Raw genomic sequence first — 17502 nt, forward strand, 5'->3', positions numbered from 1 at the left:
ATCTCTCTCCTGTTCAATTCAAAGCTTCCCATTCGGCTAAATAATTTCTGTACTATTTGGGGGTGACAATACACAATTTTTATTGTTGATTTTGTACAATTCTTTTATACTCAGCAAAAAGCCCCGACAATCTTTTAAATAATTGTCGGGGCTTATCTTATTGTTTAAATTTGCAGATAGAAATGTTAAGCCACTGTATAAGTTTTAGTAGTCGTTCCTGCAAGATTACCCTTGCCTGTAAGTGTTACCTTGACAATTTTCTTGTCAGCTGATGTAACGTATTTTACGGTGTAGTTACCGCTGTATACAGCATTTGAACCTATCTTTACAGCTACTGTCGGCTGATATTTGTTAGCTGAGTTCTTTGTCAGTTCAACAGTACAGTTTCCTATATTTCTAGGATTGATCTTAAAAGTCTTTGTAACTGTGCCTTTGAGGTTTTTCTTACCTGTGAGAGTAATTGTTGCTGTGCCTGCGGAGAGGTTATTGCTGTATGTTACTGTGTAGTTTCCGCTGTACATTTCTGTGCCGTTGCAGAATACCTTTACTGTTGGCTTGAATCTCTTACCATTAAAGTAATAGTTCTCGGCACTAAGTTCTACCTGACAGTTTGCGATCGAACGCTGAACTATCTCAAATGTTTTCTCGGTAGTTCCTGTGTAATATCCTTTTCCTGTTATTACAACTCTTGCCGTTCCTACTGAGAGATTATCAAAGTAAGAAACTGTATAATCTGTTCCCTGTTTAAGAGCAGTTTCACCATTCATGATCTTTACAACAGGCTTTATTCTTATGCCTCTGAAATAGCTTGTTTCTGAGCTGAGTTCTATACTGCATTCTGATATCGGGCAGGTGACTTTATATGTTTTGCTTATAGTGCCTTTGTAAAGTCCTTTGCCGTGTGCTGTTACGGTATATTCGCCGACAGCCATTGCAGCATAATCTCCGTCCAAATAATAGTCCTTATCCTCGGTAAGTGTTTTGCCATTAAAAGTTATTATTGGTGAAACATACTGTATCTCGTCGTTATAGGTTATATCGTCCATTGTTATTCCCGCATTTGAAATATCGTCCTGCTTTATAGGTACAGCTACCCACTGCGGATCATCACAGCTGTCTGTAAATCCATATTTCACAGTAAGCTTTCCGTTTTCATCGGATACAGCCTGAGTTATATAAAGCAGATTATCAGAGCCAAGAAGTTCTTCACTTTCAGCCGATCTCATTGCATAAATATTATAAATCTCATCGGGCAAAAGCTCATCAAAGCTTGCTGTGCCGTCATTAATGACAGGCTCTTTTATAAGCATTTCATCAGCAGCAGTCAATGAAATTCCTGTGCTGTCTGTTTCGATATTCTGGGTGGAAATTGTGGATCCTGTTTTCGGCTTATCAATAGTTGGTATAGCATTTCTGTCGGTTCTTGTTCCGTCACCAAGATAGAAACCATAGCTATTATTTCCCCATGTATATAATGTATCATCAAGTGATATGGCTAAACTTGTATGAGAACCCATAGAAATATACTTTACGTTATCAGCGACTTTTACTGGCTCATTACGAGCAGTAATTGTTTTATCACCAAGCTCGCCAAATTGATTGTTGCCCCATGTATATAATTCATTATCTTTGGTAATGGCTCCAGAATGGTTTGATCCAAGTGAAACGTAGTTTACATTATTCAGTATTTTCACCGGAGTCAAACTATCAGCATTATTTTTAGTGCCTAACTGACCATAATAATTATTGCCCCATGTATACAAGTTTCCCTTTGTATCTATTGCTGCAGAATAGTCATAGCCCAAATCTACCATAGATATATTGTTCTTAATCAATTCCGGTTTATTAGTTGAACTTTTGCTGCCATTTCCTAATTGACCATGTGAATTTAGACCCCACATATACAGTTCATTATCATATGTTATAGCTGCGCTGAAACCGTCGCCTAAGCTTATTGACTTTACATTTTCAAGAATTTTCACAGGCTTATTACAGTCGTCATCTTTGCCATTACCTACCTGACCGCCATAGTTGCGTCCCCAAGTATACAATTCATTATCATTAGTTATAGCAGCACAGGTGCGATTATGAACGCTTATTTCCTTCACATTACCAAGAATACTTTGTGCATCTTCCGGCAAAACGCTGTCAGATGAACCATTGCCCAGCTGACCATTGTCATTGCTTCCAAATGAACATACATTTCCATCATTTTTCAATACTATAACAAAAGTGTCACTGCCACCAGCACATATTGCATCTTTAACATTATCCATGACTTTTTCAGGAGTATCAGTATAGCTGCCCAAAGATTCACCTAGAACTGTATCAACTCCCCATACATATAATCCACCGTCATCAGTTACGGCTGCTGTTGTGTAAAGACCATTATGACTTACAGTTTTTACACCTGTTTTAACATCATCAGAATTATCAAACTCTACTTTTCCAGGGGTATTACTTTTCGGATCTTTCACACCAAGATGACCAAGGCTGCTATCTCCCCATGTATATAAAACATTATCATTGGTTATTGCCGCACTGAAATAATCATCAATAAAGGCATCTTTTACATTTCGCAAAATGCCTGATGCAAGAGATTGACCAAGATTTATTCTTATAGTGTTTTTATTATCATCAACTTTAAATGTTCCGTAATACATTCCTTTCATAGATTTATCTGCATAAATTTTATGTTCGCCTTTTTTAAGGAATATATTCACTTTACCTTGCTTATTTGCTTTATATGATTTGTAGTCAATTTCGACATCTGCATCAGAAACAGGATAAAAAGGATCATATACTACGATAGTTGTGTTATAGCTTTTATGAGGGCATTCACCCCAACCAAAATCACGATATTGCAATGAATAATAGTATTCACCTATCGGGAACTCCTTAGTGGCTGAAATTTCGAATGTTAATTTTTTCACTTGTAATATAGATGCTGAAAATGAAAATGCTATTTCAGCAGAAGCATTACCGCTTATACAGCTGGCACAATCATGTCGTTCTGAATACTTTCCCCACTTATAATCGGTTGAAATTGAACCGATTATTTTAACACCAGATGTTCCCGAGAGTTCAGCATCGGCTATTTTTTTGCTTATCAAAGAAATTTCAGGCTCAATAGATATACCTATAAATACATAACCCTCTGCCTTTACCTCAACTTCTAAATGCGGAGATTCCGAAATATTCTCCATACCATCTTTTGATACTTTAAATCCAAAAGATGCAGTTAGCTTTCCGCTCAATTCAATGGTTATATCGCAGTCAAAAACTACTGACGGTACAATAGTTATATCAATACCTGCAACAGGCATAAACTTGAAAGTTCCTAATGGGAATGAAAGCCTGCCTTTTCCTTCTATTGTAAGCTTAATCTCTGCAGTTGTTCCAAGATTGACCTCTAAATACGAATCTGACCAATCTATGTATAATTTTATTGAAGCCGTAACAGATAAATCAATTCCGCCATTAACAGATATACTAAGTTTACCATGTCCATCTTCTACTTCAGAAGGCTCATATTTATATATATCAAAATGCTTTTTTAATGTTGCTTCTCCTGTTTTGTCAACTGAATACGTCTGGATCTCACTTTCATTCTCGTCATTTTCAACATATGTAACGCCATCTCCGGCGGTAGACGGATCATATTCACATTCTGATGTATCCTGTTCAGTATCAATTTTCACATACTCAAAGACTTCATCAAGCGAGGTATCTTCGCCTGTAATAGTTACAGTTGTGCCGCTGATCTGAATGTTGGCAACTTTTACTATGAGAACATTGCCGTCACCATATTCATAGGCGAATGTATCTCCTGTTTTAAGAGATGTTATCGAGCTGTCGGCATTTTCAATAACATAATTATTATTCTCATCATCGGCGGTAACAACTTCATTTACGCCGTCCTGCTTTGTGATAATAATGGTATCATCACTATAAACTGCAAAGTTATTTTTCTTGTCATCGTCGAAATTGTATACTTTTTCTGCATCGAAATCGTCAGTAGTCTTGGCGAAAAACTCCTGCATTCTCTGAGTATAATTCGGAGATCTATACGCCGTACAGAGCGGACGCAGGCATTCGGTATCTACCAGAAATGCTCTTACATAAAAATACTGGGGCATTTCATCTGTTTCGATCTCCACAGTTGTGTTCTTTTCACCGGCTGTTACTTCTGTACTGCCTGACGCAAGCATTTTTTCGCCGCTTTCGTCATAAATTCCCACAAGCAGTGTGCAGTCCTGCAAAGTTTCAAATTTGACCTGAGCAGTTTTTGTGTCAGTCATTTCAACAGAAAATACGTTATAGCCGTTATTTTCCTGCTGTTCGTCAATTTTTTCGCTGAGTGTGTCGGTCAGCATATTGCCGAACGAATTTGTTCCCTCAACAGACACTTGACTGTTGTCCATTGATACGCCATCTGTGCTTTCATTTGCCGCAGTTTCTGCCCCTGCACCGACAGCAGGAACATACGCAGACAAACTAAAGACCATCAGCATACTGGTCAGAATGCTGACAATGCGTTTCTTCATAATTTTTCCTCCATACTTTTATTTTTTTGGAAATTATCCATAACAATTATACCACTTATTCCGACAAAAATCAATACAATTTATCATTTAAAAGACAAGTAACATATAATAATACGCATAAAAATAGCGGAACTGAAAGTCAGCTCCGCTAAAGAATATTAGGTGTTAAACTGTATAAGTTTTTGTAACTGTGCCAGCGAGATTTCCCTTGCCTGTGATAGTTACTTTGACTGTTTTCTTGTCAGCCGATGTAACGTATTTTACGGTGTAGTTGCCGTTAAAGATAGTGTTTGAACCTATCTTTACAGCTACGTTCGGCTGATATTTGTTAGCTGAATTTTTGGTAAGGCTTATAGTGCAGTTAGCGATATTTCTAGGGTTGATCTTGAAGGTTTTTGTAACTGTACCCTTGAGATTTTTCTTACCTGTGAGAGTGATAGTTGCTGTGCCTGCGGAGAGGTTGTTGCTGTATGCGACTGTGTAGTTGCCGTTGTACATTTCTGTGCCGTTGCAGTATACTTTTACGGACGGCTTGATTCTTGTGCCATTGAAGCTGTAAATATCGGAATCAAGCATGACATCACAGTTATTTATAGAACGTTGAATTATATCATATGTTTTAGTCACACTGCCTGTGTACTTGCCAATACCAATAATAGTAACGGTAGCTGTGCCAACAGAGAGGTTATTTGAATATACAGCCTTATAATCTGTTCCGCTTTTTAATGTTTCCGAGCCGTTTTTAACAGTGACAACAGGTTTTATTCTTGTACCACGAAAGTACTGAGTTGCTGTTGGAAGTGAGATTGTGCAAGAGGAGAGTTTTTCTTTCGTATTATCTACCCAATTATATTGAATAGTAGCTTTATCTATTGGATCATTTCCGTTTGCAATACTTATATTTCTCCACTCAGATTCTGTTCCTGTATAGTAAATATTACCTAAAAAATCGCAATATTGAAAAGCGCTATAATAAATATATGTTACACTATCCGGAATGATAATACTCGATAAACTTGAACATTTATAAAAAGATTTCATATTGATAACTTTAACGCCATCTGGAATAACTATACTCGTTAAATTTGTACACCCTTCAAAAGCAGAAGTGCCAATCACTGTAATGCTTTTGGGGAGAGTTACGTTTTTTAAACTTACGCAGTTCATAAAAGCTTCTTCAATATCCGTAACATTATTTGAAATAGTTATATCTTTTAAGCCTGTGCAGTAGTCAAACGCATGGTTACCAATGCTTGTAACACTATCTGGAATAATAACACTAGTTAATCCTATACATTTATAAAAAGCATAATTGTCAATTATTGCAACACTATCTGGAATGATTATGTTTGTTAAACTCTTACAGTATGAAAAAGTAGACTTACCAATACAAGTGATACTGTCTGGAATATTTATGTTTGTTAACCTTGAACATTGAGCAAAAGCCTGATTACCAATGTTTGTCACACTATTTGGAATCGTTATGTTTGTTAATTTGTTACATCTATTAAATGCTTCTTCGCTAATAGTTGTTACACTGCTGGGGATAATATATGATGTTCTGTCATTGCCAAGAGGATATTGTATGAGTGTTGTTTTATTCTTGTTAAATAATACTCCATCTTCAGATGTATAAATTTCATTATCGGAATTTACACTTATATTTTTAAGACTATTACAGAGGGAAAAAGCAGAACTTCCAATGTTAGTTACATTGCTTGAAATAGTTACACTCACAAGATTAAAAGAACAATAGAAAGCACAACTTTTAATATTTGTTACGCTGCTAGGAATATTTACATATGTAAGATTAGAACGACTAGCGAACGCACTATTTCCAATACTTGTTACAGGCTTTTCATCAATAGTACTCGGAATATCGACATAACTAGCATTTCCTGAATACTTTACTATTTCAATAGTTCCATCATCTAGTTCTTTATATTCAAACTTTCCATAAGTTTTTGCAATAGCCGATATTGCAAATTTATCTGTTATGCAGACACCGCTATCAGTTACTGGGAGAGCAAATATTCCTAAAGTTAGTGCAAATGCCAACGCTGTAGCTAATATCTTTTTCATATGGTTTCCCCCTAATACAAACTATTATATTATAATTTTACAACATATATTTATTTTGTCAACACTTTTTAATGGATAAATTTTCTCTGTGATTTTGTGGCAGTTTCACAAATGTTTTGAATTTAATACTAATTCAAAAATGATCCGTTACAGTTTTACCCCTGACGATACTTCCCTATTATAATAGTATATAAGCAGCATATAACAAAAAGTTTGCCGCATGAAACTGCTCACATCTTGACTAAACTGTAAAAATGTGATATAATTATCAAGCAATATTTTAATGGGCAATGACGCTCCGTGTTCTTTCACGGGGCGTTTTTTACTTTTTTAGGGGTGGTGAGGCTATGGCTCGTGAAAAGAAAAGGCGGCGCTTAATGCTCAAAAGCCGCAATATCACGATTTGCGCTGTGATCGTTTTTCTGCTCATAACTGTGCTGACGCTTATAAGCAGCAGGTATATGACCGACTGCATAAGCCATGAAAATGCGGCTCAGGTGAATCGTGGCGAGCTTTCCGATCTGGGGCAGGAGCTTGCTGACGCTTCCGACTATCTTACGGACGAGGCAAGGAAATTTTCCGTTACGGGAGATGTGGAACACCTTTATAATTACTGGTATGAAGTCCGTGAGGAAAAGACCCGTGACCGTGTTATAAACAGCCTTTCGGCGCTTGATCCGCCCGAAAATGAATCTGCGCTGCTGGCTGAGGCGAAAAAATATTCCGATACTCTTATCAAGACTGAAACAGTTTCAATGAAGCTTATGCTGACTGCCGAGGGGATAAATTCGGAGCAGTACAAGGATATGGAAAACGGCAGAATGGCTGAATACATCGCACTTGTGGAAAGCACTCAGCTGCCCGAACAATACGTCGGACTTAGTCCGCAGGAGATGAAAGAACGCTCCCGTGAGATACTGTATGACAGCTTTTACAACGACTCAAAAACTATGATAATGTCCCCTATCGAGCGTTTCCGTCATGCCCTTAACAAGCGGCTGGACGCTGAGGTCGAAAATGCTGCAGCAGGACGTGAAACGGCTTCGCTTATTCAGCTTATATGCTCCGCAAGCGTTCTTGTGATAATCGGCATTGTACTTATAGTTTTTGAGCAGCTTTATGTAAGACCGATAAACGATTATTCCGAAAGCCTTTCACAGCGAAGTGCAGAAAATTCAGCTGAACCAGACCTATCCAACGTAAGGGTATCGCCAAAGGGAGCATACGAACTTTTCAGATTTGGAGAGCTTTTCAACAGGCTTTCGCAGACGCTGCAAAACGAGCTGAAAAAGCGTGAAACCGCAGAGGAGCAGATGCGGCAGGCAAAGGACGAGGCGGACAGAGCCAACAGCGCAAAAAGTGATTTTCTGGCGCAGATGAGCCATGAGCTGAGGACTCCGCTTAATGCCATAACCGGTTATTTGTATATGCTTTCAAGCACACAGCTTAGTGATGTACAGCAGCGGTACTGCACGAACATAAACACCGCCTCGGAAAATCTTTTGGGGCTGATAAACAATGTTCTTGATTTTTCAAAGATAGAATCGGGCAATTTACAGCTTGAATACACTGATTTTGACCTTGTGAAGTTAATAAGCGACACATATTCCATAATGGAGAGCGCAGCTATTTCAAAGGGCATTGCTCTGCGGCTGGATATATCGGGAGATATCCCCTCATATGTCAGCGGCGACCCGTTACGGCTCAGACAGGTACTTGTAAATCTTCTCGGCAATGCGGTAAAATTCACAGACAGAGGAGAAGTTGTGCTGAGTTGTCAATGTGAGGAAACAAGAGGGAAAAGCACTGCCGTAAGATTCTGCGTTACAGATTCGGGCGAAGGCATACCGCAGGACAAGCTTGAAAGCATTTTTGAGCCGTTCATTCAGAGTGACGCAGGTGTAACAAGACGTCACGGCGGAACAGGTCTTGGACTGCCTATATCACAGTCTATCGTCAAGGCGGCAAGCGGCGGAAAATACCGGATAGAGGTATCATCTCAGCTGGGTGAGGGTTCAAGTTTTTCGTTCATTATGCCGTTTGAAACTGCACAGCCAACGGAAGAGCAGAGATATGATGATACTGTCGGCGGTAATGTCGAAGAGAGTGCACTTATTCTTCTTGTGGACGACAACAGGGTGAACCTTGACATAGAGCGTGAGATACTATGCACATACGGATTGCAGACAGACACGGCGGAAAGCGGAATGAAAGCCATTGAGTATTGCCGCACTCACCGTCCCGATATGATATTGCTTGACCTGCATATGCCTGATATGGACGGCTATGAAACTGCAAGGCGCATAAGGGAGATGGCTGACTTTGGTCTTACGCCAATTATCGCACTCACTGCTGACGTTGTATCGGGGATAGATCAGAAAGCTTATGAGGCAGGAATGGACGGTTACATATCAAAGCCTTTCCGCCCCGATGATCTCAGAAAGATGATACACAAGCATCTGCATATAAGCAGGGCAATGCCGAAAAGTACTGAAAAGCAAGGTGATGAGGTCTTTGACTGCGTAGCCTGTCTTGATTCACTGGGCGGCAGCAAGACTATTCTGTTCGATATAATAAAGAGGTTTCTTGATGACCACAAAAGCGACTGCGAATACATATGTCAGCACATAGAGGCTGGGAACTATATGAACGCAAGGATAATACTGCATGATGTTATAGGACTTTCGGGAAATCTTTGCTGCAAAAGGCTTTATGAAAGTGCAAAGGATCTCAGCGGTGTACTGAAATCTGAACAGCCGCAAAATTCGGACACGGCTGACTTTAAGGATCAATGGCGGCTTGCGGTCGGCAAGATGACAGAGTTTTTACAGCTCAGTGAGGATTCGACTGAACAGAAAACAGAGCATGAACAAAATTCTCAGCTTGTAAAAGAATTTCTTGAACTATGCGGAAAATTCGATATCTCGGCGGCTGATTATTTTCAGCAGCACAGGGCAGAGTTTAAGGAGCGTATGAATAAGACAAAATTCAGACAGCTTGAAGAATACATAAACAGATACGATCTTCTCAGCATTTCACAGTCTGAGGACTTATGGAGGTGAGTAATATGTATAAGATACTTTTAGCGGAGGACGACGCAGATATGCGCTTTATATATTCAAGAATGTCAGTATGGAAAGACAGCGGTTTTGTTATAACAAAGGAAGTTTCCAACGGCAGGGACGCTCTTGCGGCGGTCAAAAGCGAAGATTTTGACCTTGTGCTGACGGATATAAGAATGCCATTTATTGACGGGATCGAGCTGCTGGAAAAGATAAACGAGCTTGGCATAAATGTATGCGTGGCTTTTATAAGCTCATATGACGAGTTCGAGTATGCGAGAAAAGGGCTTGTGCTGGGGGCGTTCGATTATCTTTTAAAGCCTGTGAACGAAGAAAAGCTTGGAAGTATGCTTGCAAGGGTAAAGGAAAAGCTTGCAGAGCAGCAAAGTCAGAACGTATGCGCAGACTATGTGCTGTCCGCTCTGCAAGCTGTGGGCAGGAGCAATGACGACAGCTTTACGCAGGATATATGCACATATTTTTCAAACACAAGCTGCCGTGATATATCGGTGGAACAGGCGGCAGAGCATTTCGGTTTCAGCCGTGATTATTTCGGAAAGATGTTCCGCCGCCATATAGGCGAAAGTTTCAGCAGGTTCAGCACACTTGTCAAGATAGAATATGCCAAAGAACTGCTGTGGCAAAGCGGTCTGAAAGCCTATGAGATAAGTGAAGAACTTGGTTATTCAAGCGCAGATTATTTCACAAAGGTTTTCAAGGAAACAACGGGTATCTCCCCTGCTCAATACAGGCAGCAGATATGACTTGACTGAAAAATATAGGATTTTCTCTGATTTTTTATGTTTTTATCTCACCCTCCCTGTGCTATACTATAAGCACAGGAGGTGATAGAAATGGACAATTTCGTTATAACCATTGCAAGAGGCTTCGGAAGCGGCGGAAAGCAGATAGGGCTTGCGCTTTCAAAGCAGCTGGGTATCCCATGTTATGAAAGTCAGATACTCAGTATGGCTTCAAATTACAGCGGGATAAACAAGGACCTGTTCTTTCAGGTGGACGAAAAGCTGAGAGGTTATCACCTTATCAAGCGGCTTATGAAATCCGCCAACAAGGACGATATCGTCGAACCGACGGACAAAAGCTTCATTTCTGACGTAAATCTTTACAACATTCAGGCAAAGATAATCAAGGAGCTTGGCAGGCAGCAATCCTGCATCATCATTGGAAAATGCGCAAATCACCTGCTGCGTGATTATGACAACACTGTCAGCGTTTACATTGAAGCGCCGAGAGCGTTTTGTGTGAAGAACGTTATCGAAAGGCTTGGCGTAACAGAAGAGGAAGCACACAAGATGATCTATCAGACGGACAGGTACAGAGCCGATTACTACAAATATTACACAGGCGGCGAAACCTGGACGAACCCAGTGCTTTATGATATGACGCTTAATTCCGACCGTATCGGAATGGAAAAATGCACAGAGCTTATTATCCAATATCTGAAGATCAAGCTTGGCGATGATATCCTTGAGAAAAAGGGTACGGCTGAAAATGAAAAGGCTCTCAGACAGCTTGGATTGTATTAAGATAAGAAAGATAAGAGAGATAAAAACAGAATATCACAACAATGAAGTTGGTTTATCTGCATTTGGCAAGAGTTCAGACTAGGCAGAGGACCAATTTTTTATTTGCTAGGAAAAAGTGAAAGTAAAAAGTAAAATGAATTGGAGGAAAATACTATGAAAAAGGTAAGAATGAAGAAGTTTTTAGCGGTGCTTTCGGTGGCAGCTATGACAGCGGCAATGTTCACAGCCTGCGGAAACAATGAAAGCTCAGACAGCGGTGACGGCGATACAGTAAAGGTCGGACTTCTCCACTCGCTGACAGGTTCAATGGCTATCAGTGAAAAGTCCGTAAGAGATGCAGAGGTGCTTGCTATCAAGGAGATCAACGAAGCAGGCGGTGTAAACGGCAAGCAGATCGAGTATGTTGAAGAGGACGGTGCTTCCGAGCCTTCAACATTCGCAACAAAGGCTGAAAAGCTTATCGACAGCGAGGGCGTTTCAACTATCTTCGGCTGCTGGACTTCATCATCGAGAAAGGCAGTAAAGCCTATCGTTGAGGAATACGGCTCACTGCTCTGGTATCCTGTACAGTATGAGGGTATGGAAAGCTCATCGAACATCGTTTATACAGGAGCAGCACCTAACCAGCAGATCGTTCCTGCTATCGACTATCTTCTCGATCAGGGGTATAAGAAGTTCTTCCTGCTGGGTTCAGACTACGTTTTTCCAAGAACAGCAAATATGATAATCAACGCTCAGCTTGAAGCAAAGGGTGCAGAGGTAGTCGGCGAGGAATACGCTGATATGGATCAGACAGATTTTGCGGCTATCATTTCAAAGATCGAGGCAGCAAAGCCTGACGTTATCATCAACACCCTCAACGGAACAGGCAACGTTTCATTCTTCAAGCAGATGTCTGAAAAGAACTACACAAGCAATGAATATATGACGATGTCATTCTCTATCGCAGAGGAAGAGGTAGCAACTATCGGTGCTGACATTCTTAAAGGTCACATGGTATCATGGAACTATTATCAGACAACTGACACAGATAAGAACAAGGATTTTGTAACAGCATACAAGGAAGCTTACGGTGAGAACAGAGTTACATCAGACCCTGCCGAGGCTGCATATGACGCAGTTTATCTCTGGAAGGAAGCCTGCGAAAAGGCAGACAGCTTTGAACCGGAGGACGTTATCAAGGCAGTTGAAACAGGCGAGATCTCATTTGACGCACCGGAGGGTACAGTTACTATACAGGGCGACAATCACCACCTTGTAAAGCCAGTTAGGATCGGACAGGTCGGCGAGGACGGACTTATCAATGAAGTTTACGCTACTGACCCTGTTGCTCCTGACCCATATCTTTCAACATATGACTGGGCAGTCAAGGCAGGCATCCAGCCGCTTGAGTAATTTCAGCATAATAATCAATCCTCTATAAGTACCTTTATTGCACAGCCTTTTATGAGGCTGTGCAATATTCAGGAACGAAAGGACGTGGCAAAAATCTATGGATCGTTTTATAAACACCCTTTTCAACGGCGTGAGCCTTAGTTCTATCATACTTCTGACCTCACTGGGTCTTGCGATAACTTTCGGACTTATGCGTGTTATCAATATGGCGCACGGCGAGTTCGTTATGATAGGCGCATACACGACCTATGTTGTTCAGCAGATATTCGTTAAATACTGTCCCGAAAGCATTCGTGATATTTACTATTTCATAGCAATACCCGCTGCATTTGCAGTGACATTCATTCTCGGAAGCCTGCTTGAAAGGTTCATAATCTCTCGGCTGTACGGGCGGGAAATTGACAGCTTACTGGCTACCTGGGGAATAAGTCTTATCTTACAGCAGGCGGCACGAAGTATTTTCGGCACACAGGGAGTGAACGTTACTGCGCCGTCTTTCCTTAACGGCGGTATAAAGATCGGCGGCTGCACATTCTCATACAACAGACTTTTCATCATTCTTCTTGTGGCGCTCTGTCTGCTGCTGGTATGGTTCATTATGTACAGATCAAACTTCGGCAAGCAGATGAGAGCCGTTATGCAGAACAGAACAATGGCTAAATGCATGGGCATAAACTCACGAAAGGTGGATAACATCACCTTTGCTATCGGCTCAGGTCTTGCAGGCATTGCAGGCTGTTCCGTAGCTCTTCTCGGCTCTATCGACTCAACGGTAGGTCAGAGCTATATCGTAAACAGCTTTATGGCAGTAGTCCTCGGCGGTGTAGGCAAGCTCCTCGGCACGGTCATCGGATCTGTAATAATCGGCTCGGCAAGCATTTTCACAGAGAACTATACTTCATCAACTATCGCAAAAGCTATCGTTCTGCTCATAGTTATAATCTTTTTGCAGAAGCGTCCGCAGGGACTTTTCGTTATCAAGAGCAGAAATCTTGACGAATAAGGGAGGTGTTCTGGTTTATGAAACTCAGCAGGTTCTTTAAAAAGCGTGGGGCTGCGGTAAGCTTTCTCATAATAGCTGCCGTCCTCGGAATAATGCCTTTACTTCTCAATGCCGGAATGCTTTCGGGTTCATCAACGGTATTGTTCCTCGGAAAATGCATGGCTTTCGCCATAGCTGCAATGGGTATTGATCTTATCTGGGGTTATACGGGAATACTCAGCCTTGGTCACGGACTTTATTTTGCCCTCGGCGGATACTGCATGGCGATGTATCTGAAACTTCAGGAAACCGGCGGAAAGATAACCGACTTTATGCACATCGGCGGACTTGAAGAACTTCCGCTCATATGGAAACCTTTCAACTCATTTGCGCTGACTCTTATCCTTATCATAGCTGTTCCGTCTGTTGTGGCATTTATTATCGGCTACTTCATTTTCAAGAACAGAGTTAAGGGTGTATACTTCTCGATCATCTCGCAGGCTCTTACATGGGCGGCATATTCGATCTTCATTGCTCTTTCAACATACACCAACGGAAACGTAGGAATAACCGAGATAAAGACTATCTTCGGCAGCATAAAGGGCAATCTCCACAGGACTGAAATGTTCAAGCTTTATTATCTCGCTCTTATTCTTATGACGCTGATATTCGCACTTTCAAGATTTCTCGTCAGCCGCAAGTTCGGCAAGCTGCTTATCGCTATAAGGGACGGCGAGAACAGAACTTATTTTTCGGGATACAAGGTAAGCGCATTCAAGAACTTCATTTATGTTCTTTCAGCAGCTTTCGCAGGTATCGCAGGAGCAGTTTTCGTAAACTTCAACGGCAGCATCACTCCGTCACAGATGACGATATCCTATTCTATCACAATGGTGATATGGGTAGCCGTAGGCGGAAGAGGTACGATAATCGGTGCTGTTATCGGCGCATTCCTTATCAACCTCTGTGAATACAACCTCAGCTCAGGCAGTATGGTTGAGATATGGCAGTACATCATCGGCGCTGTATTCTGCGTAACGATAATCTTCTTCAAGAGCGGTATAGTAGGCATTGTCAGCGAACAGCTGCCTGCACTTTTCCGCAGGATAAAGGCAAAGGGCAAGGATACAAAGGTAAAGGAGGCGGCATAGAATGAGTATGGCAACGGCTAAAACAAAGAACGATATTGTTCCAAAGGACGATGTCGTCCTTGAGATCAACAATATCTCTGTCTGCTTTGACGGTTTCTATGCCTTAACTGAGGTAAAAACAACTGTACAGCGAAACAGCATACACTTCTTTATCGGACCTAACGGTGCAGGCAAGACTACCCTGCTGGATATTATCTGTGCAAAAACAAAGCCGACCTCAGGAACGGTCATATTCCACCCAAAGGACAAAAAAGCCGTAAGGCTCACAGGAATGAAAGAATACAAGATAGTTCAGGAGGGCGTAGGAAGAAAGTTTCAGGTACCGTCGGTATTTGTGAACCTTACTGTACAGGAGAATATGATACTTTCTCTCAAAGGTCACAAGGGCATATTTGATTCAATTTTCAGAAAACCGTCAAAGGAGGATATGGAGAATATCCGTTCAACTCTTGAACGTGTCGGACTTGAGGACAAGGCAGAGGAACGTGCGGGAAGTCTTGCCCACGGACAGAAGCAATGGCTGGAGATCGCTATGCAGCTTGTTCAGAAGCCTGAGATAATCATGCTTGACGAACCTGCCGCAGGCATGGGCAAGCCTGAAACTTTCCGAACCGGCGAGATACTGAAAGAGATAAAGAAAGAATGTACCATAATCGTTATCGAGCATGATATGGATTTTGTAAAACAGGCGGCTGATATCGTAACGGTTCTTCATGAGGGAAAAATGCTTATGGAGGGCAACATAAACGATGTGCTTGCGGACAAGACCGTACAGGCGGTCTATCTTGGAAGAGGGGGCGAATAAAATGCTCAGTATCAGAAATGTTGATTCATACTACGGTGAGAGCCGTGTCATAGAAGATCTGAGTTTCAATGTTGAAAAGGGAAAGATAGTGGGACTTATCGGCAGAAACGGCGTCGGCAAAAGCACTACCCTTAAAAGCATCATGGGCATAGTTAAGACTCCCAAAGGTGAGATAATTTTTGACGGCGAAAACATCATCAAAAAGCCTGTCTATGAGCGTGTCAAGCTTGGCATAGGCTATGTGCCGCAGGGACGTGACATTTTTCCGCAGATGACAGTTGAGGAAAATATTGAGCTTGGTTTACAGCCAAAAGGCGGCAAGGGCAAAGTCCCCGATTACATATATGACCTTTTCCCCATACTTCCGAAATTTGCAAAGCGCAAGGGCGGTGACCTTTCGGGCGGTCAGCAGCAGCAGCTCGCCATTGCAAGAGCGCTGGCGGCTGAGCCTAAAATACTTATCCTTGACGAACCGACCGAGGGTATACAGCCTTCGATAATACAGGACATAGGTGCAGCCATACAGAAGATAAACCAATGGAAAGGCATAACCGTTCTGCTGGTGGAACAGTACCTTGACTTTGTACTTGAAAACACAAACAAGCTGTATGTAATGGAAAAGGGCGAGATAGTTTATTCAAACGAAACAAAGCTTGCCAACAAGGACGAAGTTCAGCGGCTTATGACCGAATAGCGAATATCTTACAGAGAATAACGGGTGATAGAATGTTTGAAAAAGCGGAGATACTTATTGTTGACGATATGCCTGAGCATATTGCCTTTGCGGGAACGATACTGAGAAACGAGGGTTTCAGAGTGCTTGGTGCGACCAATGCGCAGGCGGCTCTGACGATGATCGAAAAGAGCAAGCCGCACCTCATCCTGCTGGACATAAAAATGGAGGGTATGGACGGTCTGGAACTTTGCAGGCATATAAAATCTGACGAAGCCACAAAGGAGATACCCGTTATATTTATGACCTCCGAATCCGATCCGACAGTTATAAAGGAAGGCTTTGAGCTTGGCTGCTGCGACTATGTGGTTAAGCCTTTCACAAAGGAAGAATTTCTTGCAAGGGTGAAAACCCACCTTGAAATATACAGCAAGCGGAGTGAACTGGAGGCTGCAAACAATGAACTCAGCCTGTTCTGCTCGGCGATATCTCACGATCTGCGCTCGCCGCTCAACGTAACGCAGATGTTGGCGGACACTCTGAAAAAAGAGATCGTTTTGGGAAACACTGAGGACGCTTTAAAGATCACCGCAATGATAGAGGGAAAGACCTCAAAGCTTATCATGATGATAGAACGGCTGCTGAGTTTTTCAAAAATGTGCAGCATAAAGCCTGAGTATGAGGAACTTGATATGAACGCTCTTATCAGGGATATCTTTGACGAATGCAAATCCGCAGAACCCGACCGCAGCATTACGCTTATAGAGGGCAGTCTGCCGCAGGTCAGCGGAGATGATGTACTAGTGAGAATGCTGGTGAAAAATCTTATGACCAACGCATTCAAGTTCACCCGACACAGGCAGAACGCAGTTATCACCGTATCAGCTATACCGAATGACAGCTATGCGGTAATATCATTCAAGGACAACGGAGCAGGTTTTGATATGGCATATGCCGACAAGCTTTTCGGTGTATTCCAGCGGCTTCACCTTGATGAAGAATATGAGGGCAGCGGCATAGGACTTGCCACAGCCGACCGCATAATAAAGCGCCATGGCGGAAAGATAGAAGCCTATGGCGAAGTGGATAAGGGAGCAGAATTTATTCTCTATTTTCCAAAATAATATGATGAAAATGCCGTGGGTATCTGAGATAGATCAGACCCACGGCTGTTTTTTGTCTTTGTATGATGTGCAGAAATGGGTTGGGTCTAATGTTATTGTTGGGACTGTTATACTATTATATAAGGCACTTTGAT

11 protein-coding genes are annotated in these 17502 nt (G+C 41.7%); 9 read left to right on the plus strand and 2 right to left on the minus strand.

What is annotated here, in order from left to right; genetic code table 11:
* Positions 1 to 185 precede the first annotated feature (185 nt).
* Entirely contained in the window at positions 186 to 4547 is a 4362-nt protein-coding gene (locus Q0E19_RS08510) for a hypothetical protein (protein WP_294408865.1), read from the minus strand.
* 165 nt (positions 4548 to 4712) lie between these two features.
* Positions 4713 to 6629 carry a leucine-rich repeat domain-containing protein gene (locus tag Q0E19_RS08515; protein ID WP_294408867.1) on the minus strand — a complete coding sequence of 639 codons (1917 nt, stop codon included), beginning with the start codon at positions 6627 to 6629 and terminating at the stop codon, positions 4713 to 4715.
* A 347-nt stretch (positions 6630 to 6976) separates the two neighbouring features.
* Between Q0E19_RS08515 and Q0E19_RS08520 the strand changes: the two genes are divergently transcribed.
* From Q0E19_RS08520 to Q0E19_RS08560, 9 genes are all read left to right on the plus strand, one after another.
* Positions 6977 to 9691, plus strand: coding sequence for a response regulator (locus tag Q0E19_RS08520; protein WP_294408869.1), 2715 nt, complete (start codon positions 6977 to 6979; stop codon positions 9689 to 9691).
* 5 nt (positions 9692 to 9696) lie between these two features.
* Positions 9697 to 10455, plus strand: coding sequence for a response regulator (locus Q0E19_RS08525; protein WP_294408871.1), 759 nt, complete (start codon positions 9697 to 9699; stop codon positions 10453 to 10455).
* Positions 10456 to 10545: 90 nt separating this feature from the next.
* Positions 10546 to 11238 carry a cytidylate kinase-like family protein gene (locus Q0E19_RS08530; protein ID WP_294408872.1) on the plus strand — a complete coding sequence of 231 codons (693 nt, stop codon included), beginning with the start codon at positions 10546 to 10548 and terminating at the stop codon, positions 11236 to 11238.
* Positions 11239 to 11391: 153 nt separating this feature from the next.
* A complete protein-coding gene (urtA, locus tag Q0E19_RS08535) occupies positions 11392 to 12633 on the plus strand; it encodes an urea ABC transporter substrate-binding protein (RefSeq protein WP_365904884.1) in 1242 nt (413 codons plus the stop codon).
* A 97-nt stretch (positions 12634 to 12730) separates the two neighbouring features.
* A complete protein-coding gene (gene urtB, locus Q0E19_RS08540) occupies positions 12731 to 13636 on the plus strand; it encodes an urea ABC transporter permease subunit UrtB (RefSeq protein WP_294408876.1) in 906 nt (301 codons plus the stop codon).
* Positions 13637 to 13653: 17 nt separating this feature from the next.
* Positions 13654 to 14766, plus strand: coding sequence for an urea ABC transporter permease subunit UrtC (gene urtC, locus Q0E19_RS08545; RefSeq protein WP_294408878.1), 1113 nt, complete (start codon positions 13654 to 13656; stop codon positions 14764 to 14766).
* Between the two features lies 1 nt (position 14767).
* Positions 14768 to 15571 (plus strand): urea ABC transporter ATP-binding protein UrtD, encoded by an 804-nt coding sequence (gene urtD, locus Q0E19_RS08550; RefSeq protein WP_294408881.1) that lies wholly within the window; start codon positions 14768 to 14770, stop codon positions 15569 to 15571.
* Between the two features lies 1 nt (position 15572).
* Positions 15573 to 16265, plus strand: coding sequence for an urea ABC transporter ATP-binding subunit UrtE (gene urtE / locus Q0E19_RS08555; protein ID WP_294408882.1), 693 nt, complete (start codon positions 15573 to 15575; stop codon positions 16263 to 16265).
* A 32-nt stretch (positions 16266 to 16297) separates the two neighbouring features.
* Complete coding sequence (locus Q0E19_RS08560; protein WP_294408884.1) at positions 16298 to 17368, plus strand: response regulator; 1071 nt, start codon at positions 16298 to 16300, stop codon at positions 17366 to 17368.
* Positions 17369 to 17502 lie beyond the last annotated feature (134 nt).

Source organism: uncultured Ruminococcus sp., from assembly GCF_934476685.1.
In the GTDB taxonomy this organism is placed as follows: domain Bacteria; phylum Bacillota; class Clostridia; order Oscillospirales; family Ruminococcaceae; genus Hominimerdicola.

Excerpts from the sequence above, each read along its gene's own strand:
- Q0E19_RS08510 (WP_294408865.1), bottom strand. The coding sequence starts at position 4,547 with ATGAAGAAACGCATTGTCAGCATTCTGACCAGTATGCTGATGGTCTTT.
- Q0E19_RS08515 (WP_294408867.1), bottom strand. The coding sequence starts at position 6,629 with ATGAAAAAGATATTAGCTACAGCGTTGGCATTTGCACTAACTTTAGGA.
- Q0E19_RS08520 (WP_294408869.1), top strand. The coding sequence starts at position 6,977 with ATGGCTCGTGAAAAGAAAAGGCGGCGCTTAATGCTCAAAAGCCGCAAT.
- Q0E19_RS08525 (WP_294408871.1), top strand. The coding sequence starts at position 9,697 with ATGTATAAGATACTTTTAGCGGAGGACGACGCAGATATGCGCTTTATA.
- Q0E19_RS08530 (WP_294408872.1), top strand. The coding sequence starts at position 10,546 with ATGGACAATTTCGTTATAACCATTGCAAGAGGCTTCGGAAGCGGCGGA.
- urtA (WP_365904884.1), top strand. The coding sequence starts at position 11,392 with ATGAAAAAGGTAAGAATGAAGAAGTTTTTAGCGGTGCTTTCGGTGGCA.
- urtB (WP_294408876.1), top strand. The coding sequence starts at position 12,731 with ATGGATCGTTTTATAAACACCCTTTTCAACGGCGTGAGCCTTAGTTCT.
- urtC (WP_294408878.1), top strand. The coding sequence starts at position 13,654 with ATGAAACTCAGCAGGTTCTTTAAAAAGCGTGGGGCTGCGGTAAGCTTT.
- urtD (WP_294408881.1), top strand. The coding sequence starts at position 14,768 with ATGAGTATGGCAACGGCTAAAACAAAGAACGATATTGTTCCAAAGGAC.
- urtE (WP_294408882.1), top strand. The coding sequence starts at position 15,573 with ATGCTCAGTATCAGAAATGTTGATTCATACTACGGTGAGAGCCGTGTC.
- Q0E19_RS08560 (WP_294408884.1), top strand. The coding sequence starts at position 16,298 with ATGTTTGAAAAAGCGGAGATACTTATTGTTGACGATATGCCTGAGCAT.